Source organism: Actinomadura sp. HBU206391 (assembly GCF_014323665.1).
Classification (GTDB): Bacteria; Actinomycetota; Actinomycetes; order Streptosporangiales; family Streptosporangiaceae; genus Actinomadura_C.
This window is the reverse complement of record NZ_JABVEB010000062.1, coordinates 12,775-32,737: the sequence shown is the minus strand read 5'-3', so window position 1 is coordinate 32,737 and position 19,963 is coordinate 12,775. Positions and strand designations below refer to the sequence as shown.

General features: G+C 70.0%; 22 protein-coding genes. 13 read left to right on the top strand and 9 right to left on the bottom strand.

From position 1 onward, the window contains the following. Positions 1-3: 3 nt before the first annotated feature. From HKK72_RS19550 to HKK72_RS19535, 5 genes are all read right to left on the bottom strand, one after another. Positions 4-1,293, bottom strand: a complete 1,290-nt coding sequence (locus HKK72_RS19550) for an extracellular solute-binding protein (protein WP_187235829.1) — start codon at positions 1,291-1,293, stop codon at positions 4-6. A gap of 45 nt (positions 1,294-1,338) precedes the next feature. Next, complete coding sequence (locus HKK72_RS19545; protein ID WP_187235828.1) at positions 1,339-2,364, bottom strand: LacI family DNA-binding transcriptional regulator; 1,026 nt, start codon at positions 2,362-2,364, stop codon at positions 1,339-1,341. 137 nt (positions 2,365-2,501) lie between these two features. Then, complete coding sequence (locus HKK72_RS39950) at positions 2,502-3,014, bottom strand: hypothetical protein (protein WP_222720896.1); 513 nt, start codon at positions 3,012-3,014, stop codon at positions 2,502-2,504. Then, complete coding sequence (locus HKK72_RS42800) at positions 2,902-3,237, bottom strand: protein kinase domain-containing protein (RefSeq protein ID WP_222720890.1); 336 nt, start codon at positions 3,235-3,237, stop codon at positions 2,902-2,904. The genes HKK72_RS39950 and HKK72_RS42800 overlap by 113 nt, the downstream gene beginning before the upstream one ends. Before the next feature lie 260 nt (positions 3,238-3,497). Then, positions 3,498-4,829: a hypothetical protein gene (locus HKK72_RS19535; protein WP_187235827.1), complete on the bottom strand. Its 1,332-nt coding sequence runs from the start codon at positions 4,827-4,829 to the stop codon at positions 3,498-3,500. A gap of 249 nt (positions 4,830-5,078) precedes the next feature. On the opposite strand from HKK72_RS19535, the gene HKK72_RS42240 reads away from it, so the two are divergent. From HKK72_RS42240 to HKK72_RS19510, 5 genes are all read left to right on the top strand, one after another. After that, a complete protein-coding gene (locus tag HKK72_RS42240; RefSeq protein ID WP_187235826.1) occupies positions 5,079-5,783 on the top strand; it encodes a GntR family transcriptional regulator in 705 nt (234 codons plus the stop codon). A 118-nt stretch (positions 5,784-5,901) separates the two neighbouring features. Beyond that, complete coding sequence (locus HKK72_RS19525) at positions 5,902-7,323, top strand: PTS ascorbate transporter subunit IIC (protein ID WP_187235825.1); 1,422 nt, start codon at positions 5,902-5,904, stop codon at positions 7,321-7,323. An 18-nt stretch (positions 7,324-7,341) separates the two neighbouring features. After that, positions 7,342-7,644 (top strand): PTS sugar transporter subunit IIB, encoded by a 303-nt coding sequence (locus tag HKK72_RS19520; protein ID WP_187235824.1) that lies wholly within the window; start codon positions 7,342-7,344, stop codon positions 7,642-7,644. Beyond that, positions 7,641-8,078 carry a PTS sugar transporter subunit IIA gene (locus HKK72_RS19515; protein ID WP_187235823.1) on the top strand — a complete coding sequence of 146 codons (438 nt, stop codon included), beginning with the start codon at positions 7,641-7,643 and terminating at the stop codon, positions 8,076-8,078. The genes HKK72_RS19520 and HKK72_RS19515 overlap by 4 nt, the downstream gene beginning before the upstream one ends. Then, complete coding sequence (locus HKK72_RS19510; protein ID WP_187235822.1) at positions 8,071-8,808, top strand: SIS domain-containing protein; 738 nt, start codon at positions 8,071-8,073, stop codon at positions 8,806-8,808. Before HKK72_RS19515 ends, HKK72_RS19510 begins: the two co-directional genes overlap by 8 nt. 10 nt (positions 8,809-8,818) lie before the next feature. Here the strand turns inward: HKK72_RS19510 and HKK72_RS19505 are convergent, their stop codons facing one another. After that, a complete protein-coding gene (locus tag HKK72_RS19505) occupies positions 8,819-9,361 on the bottom strand; it encodes a hypothetical protein (RefSeq protein ID WP_187235821.1) in 543 nt (180 codons plus the stop codon). 359 nt (positions 9,362-9,720) lie between these two features. Here HKK72_RS19505 and HKK72_RS19500 point away from each other — a divergent pair, with 359 nt between their 5' ends. Then, positions 9,721-11,250: an AbgT family transporter gene (locus HKK72_RS19500; protein ID WP_187235820.1), complete on the top strand. Its 1,530-nt coding sequence runs from the start codon at positions 9,721-9,723 to the stop codon at positions 11,248-11,250. Between the two features lie 24 nt (positions 11,251-11,274). On the opposite strand, the gene HKK72_RS19495 is transcribed toward HKK72_RS19500, so the two are convergent. After that, a complete protein-coding gene (locus HKK72_RS19495; RefSeq protein WP_187235819.1) occupies positions 11,275-12,279 on the bottom strand; it encodes an Lrp/AsnC family transcriptional regulator in 1,005 nt (334 codons plus the stop codon). A gap of 84 nt (positions 12,280-12,363) precedes the next feature. On the opposite strand from HKK72_RS19495, the gene HKK72_RS19490 reads away from it, so the two are divergent. Genes HKK72_RS19490 through HKK72_RS19480 form a run of 3 tightly spaced genes read left to right on the top strand, consistent with a single transcriptional unit; the run spans position 12,364 to position 15,154 of the window. Continuing rightward, a complete protein-coding gene (locus tag HKK72_RS19490; RefSeq protein ID WP_315987338.1) occupies positions 12,364-13,836 on the top strand; it encodes an amidohydrolase family protein in 1,473 nt (490 codons plus the stop codon). Continuing rightward, positions 13,833-14,807 carry a threonine/serine dehydratase gene (locus HKK72_RS19485; RefSeq protein ID WP_187235818.1) on the top strand — a complete coding sequence of 325 codons (975 nt, stop codon included), beginning with the start codon at positions 13,833-13,835 and terminating at the stop codon, positions 14,805-14,807. The genes HKK72_RS19490 and HKK72_RS19485 overlap by 4 nt, the downstream gene beginning before the upstream one ends. Further along, on the top strand, positions 14,804-15,154 hold the full coding sequence (locus HKK72_RS19480) for a RidA family protein (RefSeq protein ID WP_187235817.1): 351 nt from the start codon (positions 14,804-14,806) through the stop codon (positions 15,152-15,154). The genes HKK72_RS19485 and HKK72_RS19480 overlap by 4 nt, the downstream gene beginning before the upstream one ends. A 62-nt stretch (positions 15,155-15,216) precedes the next feature. On the opposite strand, the gene HKK72_RS19475 is transcribed toward HKK72_RS19480, so the two are convergent. After that, entirely contained in the window at positions 15,217-15,702 is a 486-nt protein-coding gene (locus HKK72_RS19475; RefSeq protein ID WP_222720888.1) for a DinB family protein, read from the bottom strand. A 217-nt stretch (positions 15,703-15,919) separates the two neighbouring features. On the opposite strand from HKK72_RS19475, the gene HKK72_RS19470 reads away from it, so the two are divergent. The 4 genes from HKK72_RS19470 (at position 15,920) to HKK72_RS19455 (ending at position 18,238) form a co-directional block, all read left to right on the top strand. Further along, entirely contained in the window at positions 15,920-16,948 is a 1,029-nt protein-coding gene (locus HKK72_RS19470) for a tetratricopeptide repeat protein (protein ID WP_222720887.1), read from the top strand. After that, a complete protein-coding gene (locus HKK72_RS19465) occupies positions 16,945-17,367 on the top strand; it encodes a CHAT domain-containing protein (protein WP_222720886.1) in 423 nt (140 codons plus the stop codon). Before HKK72_RS19470 ends, HKK72_RS19465 begins: the two co-directional genes overlap by 4 nt. Continuing rightward, entirely contained in the window at positions 17,364-17,711 is a 348-nt protein-coding gene (locus tag HKK72_RS19460; RefSeq protein ID WP_187235814.1) for a hypothetical protein, read from the top strand. The genes HKK72_RS19465 and HKK72_RS19460 overlap by 4 nt, the downstream gene beginning before the upstream one ends. A gap of 149 nt (positions 17,712-17,860) precedes the next feature. After that, positions 17,861-18,238: a hypothetical protein gene (locus HKK72_RS19455; protein ID WP_187235813.1), complete on the top strand. Its 378-nt coding sequence runs from the start codon at positions 17,861-17,863 to the stop codon at positions 18,236-18,238. 16 nt (positions 18,239-18,254) lie between these two features. On the opposite strand, the gene HKK72_RS19450 is transcribed toward HKK72_RS19455, so the two are convergent. Next, positions 18,255-19,241: an alpha/beta fold hydrolase gene (locus tag HKK72_RS19450; protein ID WP_187235812.1), complete on the bottom strand. Its 987-nt coding sequence runs from the start codon at positions 19,239-19,241 to the stop codon at positions 18,255-18,257. Positions 19,242-19,963 lie beyond the last annotated feature (722 nt).

Genomic DNA, 19,963 nt, shown 5'->3' with positions numbered 1-19,963 from the left:
GTGTCACGAACCGGCGGCAAGGCCGTCGGCCTTGCTCGCCGCTTCGCCGAAGGCGGCCTTGGGGTCCTGCTTTCCGAAGATGACCGACCGGGAGTAGGCGTCGCGGAATGTCTGCCAGATCTCGATGGAGTTCGCGACATTGGGCACTTCGACCGTGCGGTCCGCCTGAGCCGCGAACGTCTCGTACGCCTTGTGCTGGGCGAAGTAATCCGAGTAGGCCCCGGGAAGCCCGGACCGCATCGGCATCTGGCCCGTCAACTCCAGCAGCTTGCCGTCCTGCTCCTTGGTGGTCCCGGACTTCAGCAGGTCCCAGGCGGTGCCGCGGTTCTTGCACGCGGAGAACATCGCGACGTTCTTGGCATCGCTGAACGTGTAGGTGTCGGCCGGTGACCTGCCGGTGGAGGTGGGCACCGGCACGACGCCCCAGTCGACCTTGTCCTTGTACACCGAGATCGCCCAGGGCCCGACGATCGCCATCGCGGCCTTGCCGTCGGCGAACGAGTCACCGTTGTAGGTCTCCTTGGACGCGAGCTTCTCGTCGTACAGCGTCTTCCAGAAGGAGGCGACCCGCTCGCCCTCCGGCGAGGTGAACTGCGCCTTGCCGTCCTTGAGGAGCTGCTTGCCCCCGGTCTCCGCGGCGAACAACGGGTAGAAGTCGAACCAGGGCTGGAAGAACTCGGCCCCCGGCGACGGCCAGATCGCATGGCCCGCGGCTTTGCCCGCCACCACCTTGCGGGAGGTGTTGAGGAACTGCTCGTATGTCGCGAGCGGTGGGTTCTCGGTGTCTATGCCGGCCTTGGCGAACATCTTCTTGTTGTAGAAGATCATGACGGGGTTCGATTTCCACGGCATCTGGTAGTACTTGCCGTCCGGAGAGCGGTACTGCGCGGCCCGGTCGCCGGTACGGGCTTCGATGTAGGTCTTCGCGTCGTCGAAGTCGTCGAGTGGGACCAGACCGCCTTGTTTCTGGAACCGCGGGATGGCCGCCGGCGCGGTGTTGTAGATGAGGCAGGGCGCGTTGCCGGCGGTGATGGCCGCGGCGATGACCTCTTCGGAGGTCTTGCCGGCCGGAATCTCCTGCCCGGTGACCTTCTCGCTCGGATGGCCGGCGTTCCATGCCTCGACCATCTGCCTGCCCCAGGCCACCTCCTCCGGGTTGTTCGAATACCAGATCGTGATCGGTCCACGGGCCGGCGCGGCGTCCGGCTTGCTGGAGGTGTCGCCGCCACCACAGGCGGACGCGGCGGTCATCACGATGGCGGCGAGGCCCGCCGTGATGCTGAGGTGCTTCATGAGTCCTCCGGGGTGGGGTGTGTGCCGAGAGGGTGAGGCGCCCTCTCAGACGTCGTGGGGTGGGGCGGTCGATCGCCGGACGACCAACCGCGCGGGTTCGAGCTCGACGTCCCCCGCGGACTCTCCGTTGATGAGGGCGAGCAGGCTGCGGGCGGCGACCTGCCCCCAGCCGAACACGTCGGTGCGTACCGTGGTGAGCGGCGGGTGGAGGTGCGCCGACAACTCGGTGTCGTCGTAACCCGCGACCGAAAGCCGCGCCGGCACGCTGATGCCGAGGCCGTGTGCGACGTTGATCCCGGCGATCGCCATCAGGTCGTTGGCGTACACGATCGCGGTCGGTGGGTCGGGTGCGGCCAGCAGGCGCCGGGTGGCGGCGGTGCCGCCGGACGCGGTGAAGTCGCCGACCTCGACCCGGCCGAGGGGCAGGCCGTGCGCGGCGAGGGCGTCGAGGAAGGCCTCCCGGCGGCCGCGGCCGTGCAGGAAGTCGTCGGGCCCGGCCACGTGCGCGATTCGGGCGTGGCCGAGCCCGACGAGGTGGTCGACGGCGGCGGTGATGCCCGGCCGGTCGTTCAGACAGACCGCTGGGAAAGGGGAGGGGACGTCCGGCCGGTTGAGCGTGATGGCCGGGAGCCCGAGCCTTTCGACCAGGGCGATCCGAGGGTCATTCCGCCGCAGGTCGGTGAGGAAGACACCGTCCACCCGCCCGTCCTCTGCGAGGCGCCGATAGCCCTCCGTCTCGGCTTGTCCCCCTCCGACGACCTGAAGGACGAGGGCCTGACCACGCTCGGCGAGGACGGTTTCGACCCCGGCGATGAATGTCGGGAAGAAGGGGTCGGAGCCGAGCAGCGACGGATCTCGGGCGATGACGAGGCCGAGCGCGAACGCGCGGGAGACCGAGAGCGAGCGGGCGCGATGGTTCGGACGCCAGCTGAGCGCTTCGGCGGCCTCCAGGATGCGTTCCCGGGTGGCGGCGGCGACGCCCGGACGTCCGTTGAGCGCGAAGGACACCGTCCCCTTCGACACACCCGCGCGGCGCGCCACGTCGGCAATCGTCGGACGTCGCTCGGCCATGGCACATCCAGTGGAAAGAAGAACATTCCGTTAACTAAACCGGTTTGAACTAAACCGGTTTGAGGCCGGGCTGTCAAGACTCAGCCGACCAGGGCCACCCGGTTCCGTCGCACATCCAGCTGAGCGGGCGTCCTTGATCACCTAGGCATCGTCGAAGGCGCAGACGTCGACGACCGGCCCACGAAGCGCCCGTGAATGTAGCGCGTCGCCTGCTCGGCGGTGATGAGCCCGCACGGGTTCGGGCGCGAGGCGAATCTCGCCTGCGGAGCGGTGGCCCGCGTGCTGGTGTCCGCGGCCGTCGTACGGCCCGACGCGGTGTCCGGCGTGCCGTCCCTGGCCCGCACTGTGGCTCCTACCGCGGTGGTCACGACGAGAGCGGCCAGCACGGCCAGTACCGGCACCAGGTAAGGCCCGCGACGGCGAGCCGGGCGGGTGGGCACGGGGCCCGTCACCACGTTATGTAGCGGGGCGGTCGGCGGCAGGGCGGGTTCCGCTCCGCCGGTCACGGCACGCAGTGCCGTCTCCGCGCCCTCGGCGTTAGGCCGCTCGGCCGGGTCCTTGGCCAGTAGCGCGAGCAGGACGGGCGTCAGCGGGCCTGCCGCGTGGGGCGGGTCGGGCGGCTCGGTCAGCACCGCGCCGAGCGTTCCCATCACCGTCGCGCGGGCGAATGGGGGTGCGGCCCTCGACGAGCGTGTAGAGCGCGGCGCCCAGTGACCACAGGTCCGATTCGGGGCCGCCGGGCTCGCTGCGGGCGCGCTCGGGCGCCATGAAGGCGGGCGATCCGATCAGCGCACCGCTCCGGGTGAGCGAGGCGTCGCCGTCGAGGCTCGCTATGCCGAAGTCGGTGTGGACGGCGCGGCCGTCGTGGCGCAATACCCGGAGCTCCGCGTCGCGCCACGTGTCCTTGTCGAGCCCCGGGGGAACGAGCAGCTCCTTGACGGCGATTCGGACTTGGGACCGGCCGGCTCATCCCGTGCGCGCCACACAGAGCCCATACCCCCGGCACCGAGGCGCTCGAGCAGCCGATACCGCCCGGCCAACACCCGATCATCTGTGTTCATAGACGTTCTGGATTCTTTCACGACCGCCTGTGGGCTGATCGCGGCGATCTTGCGGCGCCGGGTGCCGGTGGTCTACCGCGCGGATGGTACGTAGAGGCGGACGTCGTCGACTTGCGCGTTTCCCTCGTAGAAGTTCATGTGGGGGTCGCCGATGATGAAGTGGTCGGGGTAGGCCGAGCCGGCCGGCCAGACGTTCTCGTCGACCAGAGTGCCGCCCGCTCCGGTCCAGGTCCACTCCCCGTTGAACGCGCCGTCGTACTCCTCGGGCTTCTGGTTGTAGTGCCAGATCGGCTCGCCGTTCTGGACGAACGGGCGGGTGTAGCGGTACGTCGCCTGGCCGACGTGGGCGAAGACGCCGGACATCTCCATGGTGTACGCGCCGTCACGGCGTTCGACGGCGAAGCGGTAGGTCTCGCGCGGCAGCAGTTCCGGCCGCAGGTCCACCTGGGACACGATCGCGCCGCCCTTGGCGAATCCGCACTCGCTGTGCATCAGGTACTCGGTGCCGGGTTGCGTCGCGTACCGCCGGTCGTCGGTCATGAAGATGGCGTTGACGCCGTTGCCGGTGCTCGCGGAGTACGGCTCGTACTGCCCGGTGGCCGGGTTGCAGACACGCAGGCCGGTGCCGGTGTAGTTGTACCGGTTGTAGGAGTCCATCGCCACCTTGCGGTGCGTGTGGATGAAGACGTTGTTGTGCGGCGCCGGGCGCGCGTAATCCATGATCCCCAGGTAGTAGAACCCGTTGGAGTCCGCGCGCACGTCGACCCAGGAGCACTCCGGCCGGGCGAAGTCGCCGCCGGAGCCCCACGGATGGTTGGTCTTGCAGCCCTCGGGTGAGTACCCGTTGACCCGGCCGTCGGGGTAGTCCCACGATCCGTCGCGCTGCCCGCCGAAGTCGAGGCCGCGCAGGGTCATTTCCACGCGGTACTCGGCCGGCAGCGGCCGGGTGGATCGGATGAGCACGCCGCCTTGGTGGCTCGGCTCGTTCAGGTGCGCCACGCCGTTCCGCGCGGTGAGGGTGGGCGGTGCGTCCGGACGGCCGTCGCGGTCGGTGTCGCGCGCGGCCAGCTCGGCGGTGAGCCAGCCGTGGGCGCCGAAGCCGAACGACCTGCGGTAGGTGTCGAACGTCGCGAGCTGCTCCCGGAAGGCCGGGCCGCCCACGGTCTCGAAGAAGGCGCCGTCGTTGTCGTAGACGTCGACGTTGTACGGACTCGAGGGTCCGTCGTCGTCGAGGAACCACGGGGAGCGCCGGTCGTCCAGCGCCTTGTCGAACGACTCGGCGCGGATCAGGCGCCAGTCCCCGCCGTCTGCCGCTGTGTCGGCGCGAGCCGGTGCGACGCTCAGGATCGCGGGCAGTACCAGGGGCAGTGCCAATGCCAGCGTGCTCCGCGCGAAGCCTCTCATCCGGCTGCCTCTCATCTGGCCGCCTCTCATCGCACCGCTTCTCATTTGGCCGCCTCTCCCGGCGCGCGTAAATGCGCGCGTGCCTCAGTCGACTGATAGCGACCGTAAAACGCGCCGACGATGCTCTGCCACGGCAAACATCAACAAAGTGGTATTGACCATTCGCGACGAGCGTGCCTACCTTTGCCTCGGCGGAACCGACGGTCACTGGAGGAAGACGTGGTGGGATCGGCCGGCAGGGCGGGCACCATGCAGACGAAACGGCGTACGGTGCGCCGCGAGCTGCTGGCGATGCTCGACGTCCTGAAGGTCGGCGACGCCCTCCCGCCCGAACGCCGGCTGGCTGAGGATCTCGGCGTCTCCCGGCCGACCGTACGGGCGGCGATAGACCAGCTCGTGACCGATGGCCTGCTGGACCGGCGGCAGGGGAGCGGCACGTACGTGACCGAACCCCGCATCGCCGTTCCGCTCACCATGACCTCGTTCACCGAGGACATGATCCGGCGCGGGATGCGGCCCGGCGGCCGGGTGCTGTCCTTTCGGACCGGTCCGGCGGGGGCCAAGATCGGTCGGCGGCTGTCCGTTTCACCCGCCGAAGAGGTATTTACCATTCGCCGTCTGCGGCTCGCGGACGACGCGCCCATGGCCATCGAGACCCTGTTCATGTCCAAACAGCTGCTGCCCGAGCTGCGCCGCAAGGATCTGGAGGGACGATCCCTCTACGCGCTGCTGCGGCGGCGGGACGTCCACATCGCCACGGCCGCCGAGACGATCGAGCCGACCGTCACCACCCCGGAAGAGGCGGAGAAGCTCGGCGTCCCGGTACACGCACCCGCCTTCCTCTTCGAGCGGTTGTCCCGCACCGAAGAGGGCCGCGTAGTCGAGTTCGTCCGCTCGGTCTATCGGGGGGACCGATACCGGCTCGAACTGGAACTGCGTCCGGCTCCGCACTGACCCCGGCGCCCGTACTGATACCGGCCCCCGTTACTGACCCCGGTCTCCGCGCTGACCCAGGCCCCCGACCGAGCACCACCGCACGCCCCCTCATCGCCTTGAGAAGCGAGGTGCCCCCGTGGACATCGTCAAGGACATCCTCACCTTCCTGGCCGACAACGTGTTCGGCCAGGTGCCCATCCTCATCGGGCTGATCACCCTCATCGGGCTGCTGCTGCAGCGCAAGCGCTTCGAGGACACCCTGGCCGGTGCTCTGCGGGCGACGATCGGCGTCGTCATCCTGTTCATCGGCATCGAGGTCTTCACCGGCGGCCTGACCAGCTTCCAGACGGTGCTCGCCAGCGCGGTGGGCACCACGCCGCCGAAGGCCGATCACACGCTCGCCGACTTCCTGGCCGGGCAGGGTGGCACCATCGCGCTGGTCATCACCGTCGCGTTCCTGGCGCATGTGCTGATCGTGCGGATCTTCCCCGCCGCCCGGTACCTGTACCTCACCGGCCATCTCATGTTCTGGATCAGTACGGTCACCGTCGCCTCGCTGGTGACGATCGTGCCGGACGCCGACCAGTTGACGCTGGTGCTGTGCGGCGCGGGCTTCGTGGCCGCCTACTGGACGCTGCAGCCGCTGTGGATGCGGCCGCTGATGCGCCGGGTGGTCCCGGACGACCGGTTCGGGTTCGCGCACACGAGTTCGCTGGCCTGCCTGGTCACCGGGTACGTCGCCCGCCCGTTCGGCGACCGCGACAAGCACGACACCGAGAGGCTGAAGCTCCCGAGGCAGCTGTCGTTCTTCAAGGACATCAACGTCAGCACCGCCCTGGTCATCTCGGTCATCGTGCTGGTGGCGGTGGCCTTCGCCGACGACCGGGTGGTCGCCGAGCAGGCGGCGCAGATGGACGCGAAGCTCTCGCCCTGGGTCTGGGGGCTGCTGGTCGGTCTGCGCTTCGCGGGCGGCATCGCGATCCTGCTCTACGGCGTACGGATGTTCCTGGCCGAGATCGTGCCCGCGTTCAAGGGCTTCGGCGACAAGGTGATTCCCGGTACCCGTCCCGCGCTCGACGCCCCGGCCGTCTTCCCGGTGGCGCCGACCGCCGTGATGGTCGGCTTCGTGGCCTCCATGGTCGTGTTCCTCGCCTGCCTGGGCGTGTTCGCCGGGGCCGGCTGGTTCACTCTGGTGCCACCCATGATCATGCTGTTCTTCGTGGGCGGCGCGGCCGGGTTGTTCGGCAACGCCGTGGCCGGCTGGCGCGGCGCGGTGATCGGCGGCGTGCTGACCGGGTTGATGCTGGCGGTGGGCCAGGCCGTCACCTGGAGTCTGTTCGACCGGACCGCACCCGAGCTCGCCACGCTGGCCGATCCCGACTGGTACGCGATCGCCTGGCTGATCAAGACGCTTGACCCGATCATCAACGGCGCCGCCATCTGGGCGATCCCCATCGCGGCGCTGGTGGCGACCGTCGTCACCCTGCTGATCCTGGGCCGCCGTGAGCGGTCCGCCGCGCCCGAGGGCACGCCCGAGACGGCCGCCGAGCAGGCCTGAGAACGAATGGAGTAGGCGATGGCCTTGGACAGAACACTCGACGTGCTGACCGTCTGCGGCGTCGGCATGGGGACCAGCCTCATGCTGAAGATGACCGCCGAGGACGCGCTGCGCGCGCTGGGCGTGGACGCCCGCGTGGAGTGCACCGACGTGTCCACCGCGCGCGGCATGTGGCCTGACGTCGTGATCGGCCAGGAGATGCACACCAGCGAGCTGCCCGATCTGGCCCCGGTCGTCATCACGATCAGCGACTTCCTCGACACCGACGGGTTGCAGGCCGCCCTGCGGGAGCGGTTCACCGAGCAGGGGTGGCTGGCGTGACGGTGGTCGGCGCGCGCGAAGGCGTGGTCGCGGCCGACTGGCGGGCCGCGGTGCGCCGGTCGGCCGCCGTCCTCGTCGAGCTCGGCGCGGCGGGGGAGGGCTACCCGGACGCCTGCGTCGCGGTGGTCGAGCAGAACGGTCCCTACATCGTCTTGACCAAGGGCCTGGCCCTGGTGCACGCCCGCCCCGAGGAGGGCGGGATGGACGTCGGCGTGGCCGTGACGCGGCTGGCCGCCCCGGTGGAATTCGGCCACCCCGACAACGATCCGGTCGACCTCCTCCTCGCGTTCTGCACCTCCGGCCCCGACGCGCACATCGGCACGCTCGGCACGCTCGCCCGCGCGCTTTCGGCAGGCCTGGCCGACCGGCTGCGGGCGGCTCCCGACGGCGATGCCCTGTCCGTGGCTTTGAAGGAGGCCCTGCCCGATGACTGACCTCGCCGACCGCGTGCGCTCCCTGCTCGACGACCTCGACGCACGGTCGGCCCCGGCGATCCGAACGGCGGCGGCACTGCTTCTCGACGCCATCGAGTCCGACGGCATCGTGCACGCCGCCGGTGCCGGCCATTCGCTCACGTTGGTCTGCGAGACGTTCTACCGCGCCGGCGGGATCGCGCCGGTCCGGCCTCTGTGGGACCCCGCCGTGCTGCCTCTCGCCGACGCGCTGGGCAGCACCGAGGCGGAGCGGCGGCCGGGTCTCGGCCGTTCGGTCGTCCAGAAGACCGGGCCCCGGCCCCCGGACGTCGCGGTGGTGTTCTCCACCAGCGGACGCAACCCGTACCCGGTCGAGATCGCCCAGGAGTGCGCCGCCCGTGGGATGGCGGTGATCGCGGTGACCTCGCCAGAGGCGTCGGTGCGCGCCGACGCGCGCGCCGAGACCAAGCTGGCCGACCACGCCACGGTCGTGCTCGACACCGCGGTGCCGCCGGGCGACGTCGTGTACCCGTCCGGATCGCCCCATACCGCCGCGGTCTCCACGATCCTGGCCGCGTACGCCTGGTCGCGGCTGCTCGCCGAGCTCGACGATCTCGCCATCGCGCGCGGTGTCGAGCTGCCGCGCTGGGTGAGCGCCAACGTCCCCGGCGGGGACGCGGTGAACAAGCGGCTGCTGGCGCGCTACCGCGACCGCATCCCCGAACTCGCATCCTCTGGGCAGCCCGGCTGACCGCTGCGGCTCACCGTCCGGTGCCGTGTGGTGAGGTGACCACCAGCGTCGCGATCACCGGGCGGGGCTCCTTCGGTACGCAGGGCACCGTGACGTTGCCGAGGCGTGAGACGTTCGCCCTGATCGTGACATTGCCGCCCCTCAACCGGTGGGTACCGCGGGCCCTCGGGGTCCAGACCCCGGCCAGGTCCGCCGTGATCGGCTGACGCGCGGGTATGAGACCGCCGGATCCCGTCATCCGGAACGAGGCGGTCTGCGCGCCGGTGACCTCGATCGCGGCGGTGATGTTCCAGGACTCGATCGGTACCGGAGATCGCAGGCCCGGACTCGAGATGTGCAGCCGAAAGCGGGTCGGGGTGCCGGTGGTCATACGGCTGGGCGACGTGGTCAGCGTGCCGTTGATGGTGACAGGTTTCGTTCCCAGCACCGGAAGGCGGCAGGTGTAGCCCGCTGAGAAGCCGGTGGCACCGGCGTGTGCCTGGAAGGCACCGACGTTGCCCAACGTGACCACTGCCGCGACTGCCAAGGCCTGCTTGCCGAGGGACTTCATCATTGCTGCTTCCTCCCCGCGGGCGGTGAGCTTTAAGTGACAACGTCATCACGAGCATGAGCTGCGAAGGGCCTTTTTAACGACAGCGGGAACGATCACTACCCCGGGGTGGGGGATCACGGCGCCGACCTGAGCGTTCCGTCGGCGAACGCCGCATGGATCTGCGTCAGGTCGTCGATGCTCCGATGAGGTCGCCTGCTCTGATGTGCGGGCTCCCACCTATCGCCGAATGACAGATTCTTGCGCAAATCACACTCGACGTGCCGGTATCTGGTGATGAATCGGCGGAAATAGGTGCGCTGTCCATACTGTGCAAAATCATTCGCGCGAGCGATCGCCTGGGCTGCGCAGAGGAACCCCCCATGCTGAAGACCGAGCAACGCACGATCCTCGACCGGCTGCTGGGCGGCGTGGAACGGCTGGGCAACCGGCTGCCCAACCCGTTCGTCCTGTTCGTCGGGCTGTTCGTCCTCATCTCGGTCGCCTCGGCGATCGCCGCCGCCCTCGGCGCCACCGTGCAACTGCCCGGCGCGGACAAGGTGACGCCGGTGAAGAGCGTGCTCTCCGGTGAGGGCATCGTGCACCTGCTCGACAGCGCGGTGGACAACTTCGTCAGCTTCCCCGCCCTCGGACCGGTGCTGACCGTGGTGCTCGGGGTCGGGGTGGCACAGGGCACCGGCGCGCTGGAGGCCGCCGTACGCCTGGTGTTCTCGCGGGTGCACCGATCGCTGGTGCCCTATGTGGTGGCCTTCGTCGCCTGCCAGGGGCACGTCATGTCGGACGCGTCGTTCCTGGTGATCCCGCCGCTGGCGGCGCTGGTGTTCCGCGCGGTCGGCAGGCACCCGCTCGCCGGGCTGATCGGCGCCTACGCCTGCACCGCGACCGGCTACGGCGGCGGCCTGCTGGTGGGCACGCTGGACGCGAGCCTGGCCGGCATAACGAAGAGCGCCGCCGGCCTGCTGCCGGGGGTCACCGGCTACGACACCAACATCGCGATGAACTACTACTTCGGCGCCGCGGCCGGGCTCATCCTGCCGATCGTCGGCGGGCTGCTGATCTCCCGCGTGCTCGAACCGCGGCTGCCCGCGTGGGAGCCCGCCGACGGTCAGGACATCGTGAAGGTCGAGGTGACCGCGCGGGAACGGCGGGCGCTGCTGATCAGCGGGCTCGTGGTGACCGGCTTCCTGGCGCTCGTGCTGGTGGGGTGGCTGATCCAGAGCAGCCCACTGCGCGGCCCCGGGGGCTCGCTGATCCCCTCGCCGCTGCTGGACAACCTGGTGCCGATCATCGCGCTGGTGTTCTTCCTGTTCGGCTACACCTACGGCCGCGCGGTCGGGCTGGCCAAGGAGGACCGCAGCGTCTACAAGCTGATGACGAACGCGATCAAGGAGATGGGCGGGTTCATCACGCTCATCTTCATCGTGGCGCAGACGCTCAGCGTGCTCTCATGGAGCGGGCTGGCCACCTACCTCGCCGTCGAGCTGGCGAGCACCGCGAAGGCCATCGGCCTCGTCGGGTTCCCGGCCCTGCTGTTCCTCGTGGTGCTGTCCACGGTGCTCAACCTGGTGATCACGTCGGGCTCCGGGCTGTGGTCGCTGGAGTCGACCGTGATGGTGCCGGCGCTGATGCTGCTCGGCCTTTCGCCCGCGGTCATCCAGGCCACCCACCGCATCGGCGACTCCATCACCCAGGCCGTGTCGCCCATGCACATCTTCCTGTACTTCATCCTGGCCGAGGCGAAGAAGTACGAGCCGGACCTCAAGCTCGGCACGCTGGTCTCCCGGCTGCTGCCGTTCGTGCCCGCGTTCGGCCTGGTGTGGACGGTCATCCTGGCGATCTTCTACTTCGCCGGCCTGCCGGTCGGCCCCGGCGCGTCGATCCACCTGCCCTGACCAGCACGCGATGGGCGTGCGGCGCTATGAGCCGAGCGCCCAGAGGTCCAGCGGGGTCGTCGACGCCCAGCGGCCGACCGGGTCGAGCACGCGACCGTACAGCTTGACCTGCCGCAGCACCATCTGCCGATCGACGATCGTGGCGTGCGGGAACTCCTTGCGCAGGCGGGTGACCAGCCCGTGCAGATCGGCGACCCCGTGCAGGCCCACGGTGAGCAGCAGGTTGTCGGGGCCGGCGATGGCCGCGCAGGTGCGCGTCTCGGGCCAGCGCAGCAGCTGCTCGCCGGTGCGCTCCAGATGGTCGTCCGGCATCGACAGCCACAGCACCGCAGAGGCGTGCCAGCCGGCGAGCTGCCGGGCCAGGTCGCAGCGGAAGGTGATGTCGCCGACCGCGATCAGCCGGTTCATCCGGCGTTGCACGGTACGGGCCGACAGGTCGAGTTCGGCTTCCAGTTCGGCGAAGGTCCGCCGCCCGTCCATGCTGAGCGCGACGAACAGGCGGCGGTCGAGCTCGTCCATCGGCCGGGTCGCCGCGGGCGTGACCTGCGTGGGCCGCAGCCGCTCGGCCTGGGCCTTGTTCAGCACCCGCAGCCGCCAGCGCATGCTCAGGTCGAAGGCGCGGGTGGCGATGTGGGTGCGCACCCGGGTGATCCCGGGCTGCCGGGGCAATCGGTGCAGCAGGTACTCGGACAGCCCGGCCAGGTCGGGCGCCATCGCGATGACCCACAGGTCATAGGACCCGGCGATGTGCTGCACGGTTATCACGTGCGGTTCCCGCGCGAGGTCCGCGGCCACCTCGCCGGCCGCCCCCGCCTCGCAGGTGAGCTCCAGGAACGCGACGCTCATGGTGTGCAGCTGGCGCTGACCGAGGGCGACGGTGCACCAGGCGAGCCGGGCGTCCGTCAGCCGCTTCCAGCGCCGGGCCACGGTGGCCGGGTCGACGTCCAGTACGGCGCCCACCTCGGACCAGGATGCGCGCGGGTTCACCTGAAGCGCGTCGATCAGCTCCAGGTCGCCCTCCCGGAGCATGGCGGATTCTGCGATGACTGGCTCCTAACATGTCAGATTCCGGCAGTGTACGCATACATTGCGACGAACCTTGATGATTGTCGTGTGACCGACCTTTTGTTGCGCGGTGCCCGCGTAGTTGATCCCGAGACCGGACTGGACGCCGTCCGACACGTCGGCGTTACCGGTGACAAGATCACCTCGGTGTCCGTGGAGCCGGCGCCGGCCCGGCGGGAGCTCGACCTGTCGGGCCGGGTGCTCGCGCCGGGCTTCATCGACCTGCACAGCCACGCGCAGACCGTCTCCTCGCTACGGATGCAGGCGCTGGACGGGGTGACCACCGCACTGGAGCTGGAATCGGGGGCGGCACCGGTGCGGGCGACCTACGATCGCGCGAGCGACGAGGGCCGCCCGATCAACTTCGGCTACTCGGCGTCCTGGGCGATGGCGAGGATGCGAGTGCTCGACGGCGCCGAGCCGGACGGCGGGTTCGAGAGCTTCGCCGCGCTCTGCGGGGGCGTGCGCTGGCGTGACCCGGCGACCCCCGCCGAGCTCGATCGGGTGGTCGCCGAGCTGGAAGGCCAGCTGCACCAAGGCGCACTGGGCATCGGCGTGCTGCTCGGCTATGCCCCGCAGACGGGGCGCAAGGAGTACTTCCAGGTCGCGCGGCTCGCCGCGCGCTACGACGTGCCCACGTTCACCCATGCCCGGTTCAAGAACCCCGACGACCCCGAGACCGCGCTGGAGGGGATCGCCGAGGTGGTCGCCGCGGCGTCAGGCACCGGCGCGCACATGCATCTGTGCCACATCAACAGCACCTCGCTGCGCGCGATCGACGAGGTCGGCGCGGTGGTGACCGGTGCGCGCGAGCACGGGCTGCGGGTGTCCACCGAGGCCTACCCGTACGGGGCGGGGATGACCACCATCGGCGTGCCGTTCCTTCATCCAGGCAACCTGGCCCGGGTCGGGATCACGCCGAGCGACCTGGTGCTGCTGTCCACCGGCGAACGCCCAAGGGACGCCGCGCGGCTGACCGAGATCCAGCGCACCGATCCGGGCGCGATGGTCGCCATCCACTATCTCGACGAGGACGACCCGGCCGACTGGTCGGTGCTGGAACGCGCCCTGCTGCTGCCCGACACCGCGATCGCCTCCGACGCGATCCCGTTCGCCACGCCGGACGGGAACCTGGTCGCCGACGCGTGGCCATTGCCCGCGGACGCGATGTCGCACCCGCGCACGAGCGGCACGTTCTGCCGGTTCCTCGGCGCGATGGTGCGCGAATCCGGCCTGCTGACGCTGATCGAGGCGGTACGGCGGTGCACCCTGCAGCCCGCCGAGGTGATGTCCGCCGTCGCGCCGCAGTTCCGGCGGAAGGGCCGGGTGCAGGTGGGCGCGGACGCCGACCTGGTGGTGTTCGACCTCGACGCGGTGTCCGACCGCTCGACCTACGCCGAGCCGGGGCTTGCCTCGGCCGGCGTCGACCACCTGCTGGTGGGCGGGGAGTTCGTGGTGCGCGGTGGCGAGCCGCTGCCAGAGGCAAGGCCCGGCCGGGCCGTGAAGGGACGACTGGGATGACCGAGCCTGTGTCGCTGGCGGACATTCGCGCCGCCGCCGATCGGATCTCCGGCGTGGTGGTGCGCACCCCGCTGGTGCCGTACGCGATGGCGGACGCCGAACGCCCGCTGTGGATCAAACCGGAGTCGCTGCAACCGACGTCGGCGTTCAAGCTGCGCGGCGCGTACAACAAGATCAGCCAACTGCTGCCGCAGGCCCGCGAGCGCGGCGTGGTGGCGCATTCCAGCGGCAACCACGCGCGGGCCGTGGCCTGGGTGGCGCAGAGACTCGGGCTGCACGCGGTGATCGTCATGCCCGACACCACGCCGCCGAACAAGGTGGCCGCCGTGCGGTCGCTGGGCGCCGAGATCGTGATCGTGCCGCCGAGCGAGCGCGACACCCGCCCGTTCGAGCTCGCCGATCAGTACGGGTACCTTCCGGTGCCGCCGTTCGACGACCCGGCCATCGTGGCCGGGCAGGGCACCGTCGGCCTGGAGATCCTTGCCGATCTGCCGGACGCGGACGTGGTGCTTGTGCCGGTCAGCGGAGGTGGTCTGGCGGCCGGCGTGGCGACCGCCGTCAAGGCGCTGCGGCCGCGGACGCTGGTCGTCGGGGTCGAGCCGGAACTGGCCTCGGACGCCGCCCAGAGCCTGCGCGAGCGGCGTCGCGTGGTGTGGGAGCCCGAGCAGACCTACCGCACCGTCGCCGACGGGCTGCGCACCACCGGCCTCGGCGTGGTGCCGTGGGAGCAGATCAGCCGGTACCTGGACGAGATCGTGACCGTCACCGAGGAACAGCTCCTCGACGCCGTACGCCGGCTGGCGTTGGACGCCCGGCTGGTCGCCGAGCCGAGCGGCGCGGTCACCTTCGCCGCGTATCTGGCCGGCGCGACCACCGGCAAGCATGTGGCCATTCTCAGCGGCGGGTCGGTCGATCCGCGGCTGCTGGCGCGCGTGCTGACGGAGACCGATCGGGAAGAGGTCGTCCTTTGAGCACTGACCCGCAACACCCGTACAGCCCGGCCGTCGTCGCCGGCGGATTGGTCTTCGTCTCCGGTTCGCTGCCGCTGCGCGGCGACGGCACCGTGGTCGCCGACGGCCGGGCGGCGCTCGACGCGGCGGTGGACACCATGCGGCGGCGGATGGCCACCGTGGGCGCGCGGCTGGAGGATGTGGTGAAGCTGACCTACTTCGTCACCGACATCGCCCTGCGCGACGTCGCCAACCAGCAGTTCCTGGACCTGTGGCCGGACCCGAGGCCGGCGCGCAGCGTCGTCGGAGTGGCCGAACTGCCGTACGGCAGCGTGGTCGAGATCGACGCGGTGGCGAAGGCGCGCTGACCCAAGAGCTGGATACGACCCCGGCGTGAGGAGGTCCTCGACGGCGCCACACGGATACCGGGCTATCGAGGTCCGAGCCCCGTCTTTCCGTCGAGCAGTTCGCGCACGACGTCGAGGTGGCCCGCATGGCGTGCGGTTTCCTCGATCATGTGCAGTGCGATCCCGCGCAGGTCGGTGATCTCCTCGCCGAGCGAGCCCGGGTGACGTCCTCGCGGCGGCGCCGACAGTGGCGTGGAGGCGAGGACCGCGTTGGATCGCTCGCACTGGGTGCGGTAGAACGCGAAGACGGCGGATGGCGGTCGCGGGGTGGTCAGTGGCATGTGGTCGTCGTCGGGCCAGGCCAGCGGCTCGGCGGAGCCGGTCGCGATCTCCTGGAACCAGTGCCGCTCGGCATGGCCGAGGTGTTCCACAAGGCCCAGCGGCGTCCATCCCGAAGGCAGAACGGACGTCGTCAGGGCTTGGGTGTCGAGGCCATCGATGATCGCGAGAACGCTGGCGCGTTGCGCCTCCAGGAACATCAACAGTGCGTTCTTCTCAACGTCGTCCACCTGCTCCACATCCTTTCTCGGCGCCGCACAGTAGCAAGCGGGACCGACAGGTTCCGCCCGTCCTATAGCGGCCACGCCCGGACCGGGCCAGACCACTGTCGCGCGCATCTCATATTCACGGGAAGCGTCCCCACGCCGACCGTGACGGGGGTTGCCGATGTCCGCGAACGACCCTTTCGAAGGCCTCGAGTGGGCATTGCCGTTTCCACCGGAGATCATGCGGGCAGTGATGGCGGGGGTCGCTCCTGCGCAGCGGCTCGTCATGGCCGCTTCCATGCAGTACGGGAAGGGCCGGATCGATGAGGCCCAGAAGCTGATCGACCAGGCGCGCGGACTGCTGGGGGACTTCTCCGCGAAGACGCCCGGCTGGGCCGAGTTGCTCCGTCTCGAGGGCTCACTGCACCGCGCGCGCGGAAACTATACGAAGGCGCTGGAACTCTACGAGAAGGCGCTCGCCGCAGTCGAGCTGCTGGACGGGCGGAACTCGGCGAACTACGAAGTGTGCCTTCGAGCCGTGGCGGACGTCCGCTACCGAGGCGGCGACATCGCCGGTGCCAAGCGCATGGTCGAGGACGCGCTGAAGATCAGCCGACCCGGAGGCGGCCGGCCGTACGCCTTCGGTCTCCAGTTGCTCGCGCGGATCCACCAGGCGGCCGGAAACCGCACGGACGCCGAGCCGCTGCTGGCCGAAGCCGCGCAGATCCTGCACGGCGAAGGCGCGGCCGCCGCTCCCTTGCTGGCGGCCAACGCGAGTCAACGGGGACTGCTCGCGATGTACTCCGGCCGGCTCGACGAGGCACTCGCCGCGCACCGGCAGGCGCTGAGCCTGCGGCGTCGCACGCTCGGGCGCCGGCATCATCTCGTCGCGGAGAGCCTGCACAATCTGGCGCTCGTCTACGCGTACGCGGGGAGGTACCGGCGCGCCGACCGCCTGCTGGAGGCGGAACTGCGGGTCTGGGAAGCGCAGCCTGGCGGACACCGGGACCAAGTGGCGCTGGCCCTCAACACCGCCGTGCGGGGGCAGATCCAGGCGCTGCGGGGGCATCGTCCGGCGGCACGGCTGCTCCTCGAGCAGGCGGTCGCCGCGCAGCGGCAGACCCTCGGACCCGGCCACGAGAAGCTGGCGGCGACGTTGGTCAACCTCGGAGTGCTGTCTGCCCGGTCCGGCCGGCCGCGAGAGGCGCTGTCGCGCCTGCTGGAGGCGGCCGAGATCGAGACGCGGCTGATCGGCGCGGTGTGGGCGTGAACACCTGGCTGGCGGGAGGCCGTCCACCCGACCGGGCGGGCAACGGGGTACTGACCGGAGCCGAGGCGGCGCACCTGCGGCTCGCGGGCACCCGCCTCGCGGTGCTCTCGGCATGCGACAGCGGCCTCGGCCACGACGCCGGCGCCGAAGGCGTCTTCGGCCTGCGCCGGGCCTTCCGGATCGCCGGTGCCATGAGCGTGGTCATGACCCTCTGGAGGATTCCCGACCGGACCACCGCGACGTTCATGGCCGGCTTCTACAGTGAACTGGCGTCAGGCGCCGACGTGGCCACGGCGCTCGCCATGGCACAACGCCGGCTGGCCGAGGACGGACCGGACGCCTCGACGTGGGCCGCCTTCATCTGCCAAGGCGCCGTGACGGGCATCGACGCCCCGACTGGAGGAGAGGGACGTTCGTGAGATCCGCCGACCCGGAGCCCGCCGACGGGCATCGTTCCATCACGTACCAGGCCGAGCAGAGCGGCGACCTGAACGAGCGCGCCGCGACCACCGCGGAGGTGACCCTGCTCCCTGACGAGCTCGAGCCCGACCACATTCTCGTCACCGGCCCGTGTCCCGCATGCGGTGGTCCGATGACCCACGTCGAGCCACTGGCCGTGATCAGCCGGGACCTCCATCCCGGCGACCAGGCAAGCCGCGTGGTCGACATTCTCTGCGCCTGCGGCAACCCCCATCTCGAAGCGCCCGACGGAGAGACCGGCTGCGGACGCCTGTGGAGCCTTTTCGTGGAATGGGGCCCCTGATGGGCGTGCGCGTCTCTCCGGGGCGGGAGGCCGGTCCCCTCGATCGTTGGAGGGCCCGGCGGCTTCAGGAACTTCGGCAGGACGAAATCGGCAGGGTACGGGCACAGGCCGATAAGTGGCGCAATGGCCTGACGGGGCTCGTCGGGATCGTGACGACGGTCAGTGTCGTGAAGGGCAGGAGCACCCTGGACGGTCTGGACCCGTGGGTCCGGATCACGGTCGGAGGTCTCCTGCTTCTCGCGCTCGTGTTCGCGACGCTCGGGATCTTCTTCGGGATGCGCGCCGGCTACGGACTGCCGCGCCGCGAGGAATGGGAGCCCACCGCGCGGGAACTGCTCCAGCGCGAACGGCGTGAGGCACTTGACGCCGTCACCGACCTGCGCCGTTCCATCGCTCTCAGCTTCGCGACCGTGGCCGCGCTCGTGGCCGCCATCGCCTTCACCTGGTACGGCCCGGCGGAGGCCCCGAACTCTCGGACCGACGTGGCGATGAACGATCGTCACCCGACCGAACATCTCGGCCGCTAGCCGCCCGAGGCGATTGTCAGGTGGGCAGGGAGGCGAGCCAGCCGGTCAGGATCTCGTTGACCTCCTTCTGGCGCTCCTGCTGGATCCAGTGGCCGCAGCCGTCGAGTATGTGTGAGGAGACCAGGCCCGGCAGGGTGGCGGGGTATGCCTCGATGGCGTCGGCCATCCAGGTGGTGGAGGCGTCCGCCGTGCCGCCGATGAACAAGGACGGCTGGGTGATGGGGGAGCCGTCGAAGTCGGCGAGGTCTTCCCAGTCCCGGTCCATGTTCCGGTAGCGGCCCAGTGCCCCGCTCATTCCCGTCCGCTCGAACTCCGCGGCGTAGACATCGAGATCGTCCTCGCTGAGCCAGGCGGGCAGCCGACCGGCGGGGAAACGGTCGTGCAGCCTCCCGCCCCGGGAGACGAAGTGCGGGTCCGGGGCGTCGGCCGGCGGCATGGTGTCGGCGGACAGGGCGGCGTAGAAGCCGGCGAGCCAGCCTCGGACGTCCGGTTCGATCTCGGCCTCGGCCCGGCCCGGCTCCTGAAAGTAGCTGACGTAGAACTCCTCCTCTCCGCCCATCTGCGCGAAGACCTCGCTGGGCCGCGGTCCGCCGCGCGGCAGGTAGGGCACGCTCAGCAGCCCGACCGCGCGGAAGACGTCGGGTCTGACGAGGGCCGAGCCGGCCGCGATGGTCGCGCCCCAGTCGTGGCCCACGATCACTGCCGTCCGCTCGCCCAGGGCGTGCACAACGGCGACGTTGTCCTCCACCAGTTCCAGCATCCGGTACGCGGCCACGCTCTCAGGCTCGGAGGAGCGGCCATAGCCACGAACATCGACGGCGACGGCCCGGTAGCCGGCCGCGGCCAGTACCGGCAACTGGTGGCGCCAGGAGTACCAGAATTCGGGGAACCCGTGCACCAGCAGCACCAGCGGCCCGGAGCCCTGCTCCACTAGGTGGATGCGGCCGGCGGAAGACGAGACCAGACGATGCGTGATGTCCGCGACCGGAGCGGGCTGCGACATTGAGCCTCCAAAGCTTTCGATCCTGGGGTGCCGAGTGCACGTGGTCTGGCGATACCAGACCGGCCCACCGTCCAACAGTTCTCGTCAATCATCCGGCGGACGGTGAGACCCCGCGAATCCAGTTGCCGCTTCGGCAAATCGCACGGGGATACCGCGTCCTTGCCGTGATCACCGAACGGCCCTCGACGGACGGCTGTCCCTGCCGCTACCAGTGTCAGCAGAGTGCTGGGCACGCGTTCGGTCCGGTCGGCCTCGGTGCTCCACGCGGCGTCCCCGTTCCTGGACGGGGTCGGCGGCCGGTAGTTCGAGAACTGTGGGGAAGCGCTTCCGTATGATCCCGCCACGGTCGGCGAAGCGCTCGAGTCAGCGGGATCGCCGCCCATGCACTCGACCCGGCCGACGCTGGACGCCTGTGGAAACTCTCGGTCGCCATGCTCGCCGGCTGAGTGCCGCCCACGCTGGCCCGTCCGCTGATGCCGCCACCTCAAAGTGGGGCCGTAGAAGATAGCTTTATGGACTTCCACCACAGGTCTGCACTCTCGGCTTGGATGTTGGGGGTGCTGCTGACTCCCTGAGCTCGGGTGCTTTGCTTGAAGCACGTCCGCGCTACTTGTGCCCTGAACCACAGCACGAAATCAATCGTGAACTGGAGCGGCCATCCCTGTGCCGTGACCGTGCGGCTCTGAGCTGGCGGGCGGTGGCCTGCCTGGCCTTGAGATGGA

Coding starts and splice junctions, on each gene's coding strand:
- HKK72_RS19545 (WP_187235828.1), bottom strand. CDS start 2,364: ATGGCCGAGCGACGTCCGACGATTGCCGACGTGGCGCGCCGCGCGGGT.
- HKK72_RS39950 (WP_222720896.1), bottom strand. CDS start 3,014: ATGGGAACGCTCGGCGCGGTGCTGACCGAGCCGCCCGACCCGCCCCAC.
- HKK72_RS19520 (WP_187235824.1), top strand. CDS start 7,342: ATGGCCTTGGACAGAACACTCGACGTGCTGACCGTCTGCGGCGTCGGC.
- HKK72_RS19510 (WP_187235822.1), top strand. CDS start 8,071: ATGACTGACCTCGCCGACCGCGTGCGCTCCCTGCTCGACGACCTCGAC.
- HKK72_RS19500 (WP_187235820.1), top strand. CDS start 9,721: ATGCTGAAGACCGAGCAACGCACGATCCTCGACCGGCTGCTGGGCGGC.
- HKK72_RS19550 (WP_187235829.1), bottom strand. CDS start 1,293: ATGAAGCACCTCAGCATCACGGCGGGCCTCGCCGCCATCGTGATGACC.
- HKK72_RS19485 (WP_187235818.1), top strand. CDS start 13,833: ATGACCGAGCCTGTGTCGCTGGCGGACATTCGCGCCGCCGCCGATCGG.
- HKK72_RS42240 (WP_187235826.1), top strand. CDS start 5,079: ATGCAGACGAAACGGCGTACGGTGCGCCGCGAGCTGCTGGCGATGCTC.
- HKK72_RS19450 (WP_187235812.1), bottom strand. CDS start 19,241: ATGTCGCAGCCCGCTCCGGTCGCGGACATCACGCATCGTCTGGTCTCG.
- HKK72_RS19495 (WP_187235819.1), bottom strand. CDS start 12,279: ATGCTCCGGGAGGGCGACCTGGAGCTGATCGACGCGCTTCAGGTGAAC.
- HKK72_RS19470 (WP_222720887.1), top strand. CDS start 15,920: ATGCGGGCAGTGATGGCGGGGGTCGCTCCTGCGCAGCGGCTCGTCATG.
- HKK72_RS19505 (WP_187235821.1), bottom strand. CDS start 9,361: ATGATGAAGTCCCTCGGCAAGCAGGCCTTGGCAGTCGCGGCAGTGGTC.
- HKK72_RS19535 (WP_187235827.1), bottom strand. CDS start 4,829: ATGAGAGGCTTCGCGCGGAGCACGCTGGCATTGGCACTGCCCCTGGTA.